This window comes from bacterium, from assembly GCA_040757115.1.
Classification (GTDB): Bacteria; UBA9089; CG2-30-40-21; order CG2-30-40-21; family SBAY01; genus JBFLXS01.
Window position 1 is genome coordinate 1 of the sequence record JBFLYA010000322.1, and the last position, 3,638, is coordinate 3,638.

Genomic DNA, 3,638 nt, shown 5'->3' on the forward strand with positions numbered 1-3,638 from the left:
AAGGAAAAGACAGCGAATCAAAGTTTTTGTCTAACCCTGCGTTGCAGTTGACGGCGGGGGACTGTGCCGTGGTCAGAGTTTTGTGGTCTCTCAAAGTTTTATCTTGCTATCAAACTTTTGTGGTAATTCTCCCCGCCGCACCTGAACTTTATCGTTAGACAACCTTAAAAGTTGAAAAAAGAGACAAAGAATGTTAAATTTCTTTCGTTCTATTTTGAAAATAACAGAGTTAATCATGGCAGAAAAGGAGGTGGAATTATCTTAAATTTTGATGCCAAACTCTTTTGGTATAAAATAACGAAAAACATAAAAGTCTAACAACTCGTTGGAGCGGACGGCTAAAGCCGCCACTGAACTCTATCGTTAGACTTAAAGGAGAAAAAAGTGACACAGAAAGAAATCTTCGAGTTTATCAACAAAAACATGTCTTGCACGTTGGCAACATGCGTTGACAACAAACCCCATGTTCGCGGGATGTGGATGTATAGGGCTGATGAGAAAGGCATTATTTTTCACACGGGCGTGATGAGAGACCTGTATAAACAACTTCTGACAAACCCTAATATTGAGTTGTGTTTTCATAATGCCGATCCGCAGAACTTAATGCAAGTCCGTGTCAGTGGAATTGCCGTACAGGAAAACGACAACAAATTAAGAGAGGAGATTATTTCCCAAAGACCTTTCCTTAAGCCGATTGTCGCTCAACATGGGCAGGAGTGTATTGCTGTATTTCGCGTCAAAGAGATGGTGGCCAGTGTTTGGTCAATGGCAAAAAACCTCGAGCCAAAGGAAATTGTCGTCATAAAAGAAGGAGAGAATTAGAGAGAATTAGGGTCTGACCTCGAATATAGAATTTAAATTTATAAAAAAGAGAAGATTAAGAAGAAAAGAAAAAGACGGCGGAGCAAATCTTTTCCTAACAAATCGTTGCAGCGGACGGCGGGGGACTATGCCGTGGTCAGAGTTTTGTGGTCTCTCAAAGTTTTATCTTGCTATCAAACTTTTGTGGTAATTCTCCCCGCCGCACCTGAACTTTATCGTTAGTTGCCCCCAGCAGAAGACGAGAGTGCGTAGCGTGGCCGAGAAACCCGAAAGTTCCCAAAGAAGTTTGCCCGAAGGCGACTAAAAATAAATCTATGCGAATTTTTATATGGAACCTTTAGAAATTATCCTTAAAAAAATTGAAGATTTAGAGAGAGATTTGTCTGCTGAAATCGTAGTCCAAGAAGAAAGTGGACATTGGGAATGGAGGACGGATTTAAAAGGTCCAAAATATGATGAAGATTTTTATGAAGGTGAAGTGTGGATCATAGATAGACCAAGAATAACAGAACCAGACACTCAAAGAAGAGAAACAGCAAAAGCCGAACTACAAAAAATTCGTGAAAGTTCAGAATGGATTGCTGCAAGATATGAAGCAAGGGCTACTCTATCTGGATGGGGTTATGTAAGAATAGACGATGAGGTTGATTTATGGTTTGATGAACTGAGAAAAAGGCTTACTAAAAATACTACTGTAGGAGAAGGATACAACGTAGAAGAAGATTTAAGAACATTATATGAAAATACCACACCAGCAAATCATAAACTGAGGAGAAAAGCAGGAGAATTGTTAGGTATAGATGAAGTTGATATTCTTGGTCACGAACTTTCAGTCTATCTAGGATCAAGTAATCTTTTTACAAGAGAACAAATAAATATGATTTATAAATCTGCAAAAGATGTTGAACATAGAAGATTAGCTTCAAGACTTTTAGGTATAAATTCTGGAGATTTTTTAGCTTACGAATTACATCGTGGTGAGAAATTGAATGAAGATCAACAAAGAGAAGTATATAAATTCGCAACAAATGCGCAGGATAGAATACTTGCTGGAAATTTGTTGGGTTACTCAAAAGCAAGAATTTGGTTACATGAAAAGCTCCTTTGGGTAAAACAATGCTTAAGTGAATAAAAACCCAATTTTTCTCTTTCTGTTGCCAGAAGGCAAATTGCAACTAACAAATCGCTGAAGCTGACGGCGGGCAAGCCCGCCGCAGCTTAGCTCTATCGTTAGACGCTCGTGATTAGGAGGTTTTATCATGGAAACCGAAGGACAGAAACAGCAATCAGCAGTGTCAGCCATCCAAAGATCTGGAGACTTCAAGGCGAATGTGATGTGGATAATGATTCTTGCCGTCTATATGGCACTCTTTTGTGCAACTGGTTATGTTGCGTTTTTCAAGTACGAAGAGAATCCAGCGATCAACATTTCTCCAAAATGGATAAGTCAGTTTCAAGATCCTGAGACACGAAAACGTATGCTTGACACGTTGAAAGACGATTCCGCCATGTTTGCAAAGAAACGTGAACTAGCCACGCAATCATTCAATGTAGTCTTGGGCGCTTTGTTGGGATTTCTTTCAGCATCGGCTGTATCAGCAACTCGAAAGAAAGATGGAGCCTAATGAGTGGCTTCAGCGGATGTCCTATAGCTTCGCTTCCTGCCACCACTGATCCACCCGTTAGGCAGTGTGCTTCGAAAAACATTATTGCTACCCGGAGTAACGAATGGAATCATTTGAAATCATTAGTGAAAGGGAGATATTAGGGTCAAACCGTAAATGTGGAATGCACAATAATTCGGTGAGGCAGAGGAAAAGGAAAAGACAGCGAATCAGAGCTTTTGTCTAACCCTGCGTTGCAGTTGACGGCGGGGGACTGTGCCGTGGTCAGAGTTTTGTGGTCTCTCAAAGTTTTATCTTGCTATCAAACTTTTGTGGTAATCCTCCCCGCCGCACCTGAACTTTATCGTTAGCCATCTTTACAAAAACGGAGGATGAGACTAATGGCACAGTACGAAATATTTACTGACCAACAAACAGCGTACCGCGCAGTTGAGAGGCTTTGCCTTCACCACGACCATGTCAAGACACTGACCGACTGTTACAAGTACATGCGCGAGCAAGAAACATACGCCCGGATGCAGGATCGAGATTTCCAATGTGATCCTGTCAAGATGAAACAATCGGAAACTTCATACTTTACCTCACTAATAGTAAGACTTTCGTCCGAAGAAGGTAGGGACTTCTTTAGGGAAGTCAAACTGGCTTACGAAGAAATTGGTGGGCTTATTCGAAAATTCAATCCAGAAGCGACGGTCGATATTTACTTTGACACAGCTCACATAACCATCAAGTCCATTCTGGACGGCGTCCAGCAGGATGAAAGAACACTCAGAACATACGTTCCACTGATAACCCCTATAGTGGACAAGTGGACAGAGGCACTGGGTGTGGCTACGCGGTTGTACGCAATGGGTCTGTTCACAAACTTACACCCCGGAAGAAGGCTATCAATTGGTGTGAAGTTCTATCCTTCACTACCACTGATTCAGATTATTAGAGGAGAAGTTGGCGTCGCGCTCTACGAAATTGGCAAGAACCTTCGGCTTCGACCAGAAGAGCAATTTCACACCATGCTTACTCACTCCACTGGCTTCCGAGCGCGGGGGCTCCAGTTTCCCTTACAGCCTAAATTCCCGCTTTTGATATAACTATTCTTTAAAAAAATCAAGAAAATGCAAAAAAAGCTTGACTTTTTGTCAAGATATAGTTATAATATTATTATAACTATAAGGAGGGGATATTATGGCATTT

4 protein-coding genes are annotated in these 3,638 nt (G+C 41.2%); all 4 read left to right on the forward strand.

Annotated features, from left to right (window positions below; translation table 11 throughout):
* Positions 1 to 384 precede the first annotated feature (384 nt).
* A complete protein-coding gene (locus AB1422_17865) occupies positions 385 to 822 on the forward strand; it encodes a pyridoxamine 5'-phosphate oxidase family protein (protein MEW6621170.1) in 438 nt (145 codons plus the stop codon).
* 328 nt (positions 823 to 1,150) lie between these two features.
* Positions 1,151 to 1,954: a hypothetical protein gene (locus AB1422_17870; protein ID MEW6621171.1), complete on the forward strand. Its 804-nt coding sequence runs from the start codon at positions 1,151 to 1,153 to the stop codon at positions 1,952 to 1,954.
* Between the two features lie 127 nt (positions 1,955 to 2,081).
* Positions 2,082 to 2,447: a hypothetical protein gene (locus AB1422_17875; protein ID MEW6621172.1), complete on the forward strand. Its 366-nt coding sequence runs from the start codon at positions 2,082 to 2,084 to the stop codon at positions 2,445 to 2,447.
* 380 nt (positions 2,448 to 2,827) lie between these two features.
* A complete protein-coding gene (locus tag AB1422_17880) occupies positions 2,828 to 3,535 on the forward strand; it encodes a hypothetical protein (protein ID MEW6621173.1) in 708 nt (235 codons plus the stop codon).
* The last annotated feature ends 103 nt before the right edge of the window (positions 3,536 to 3,638 follow it).

Excerpts from the sequence above, each read along its gene's own strand:
- AB1422_17880 (MEW6621173.1), top strand. The coding sequence starts at position 2,828 with ATGGCACAGTACGAAATATTTACTGACCAACAAACAGCGTACCGCGCA.
- AB1422_17870 (MEW6621171.1), top strand. The coding sequence starts at position 1,151 with ATGGAACCTTTAGAAATTATCCTTAAAAAAATTGAAGATTTAGAGAGA.
- AB1422_17875 (MEW6621172.1), top strand. The coding sequence starts at position 2,082 with ATGGAAACCGAAGGACAGAAACAGCAATCAGCAGTGTCAGCCATCCAA.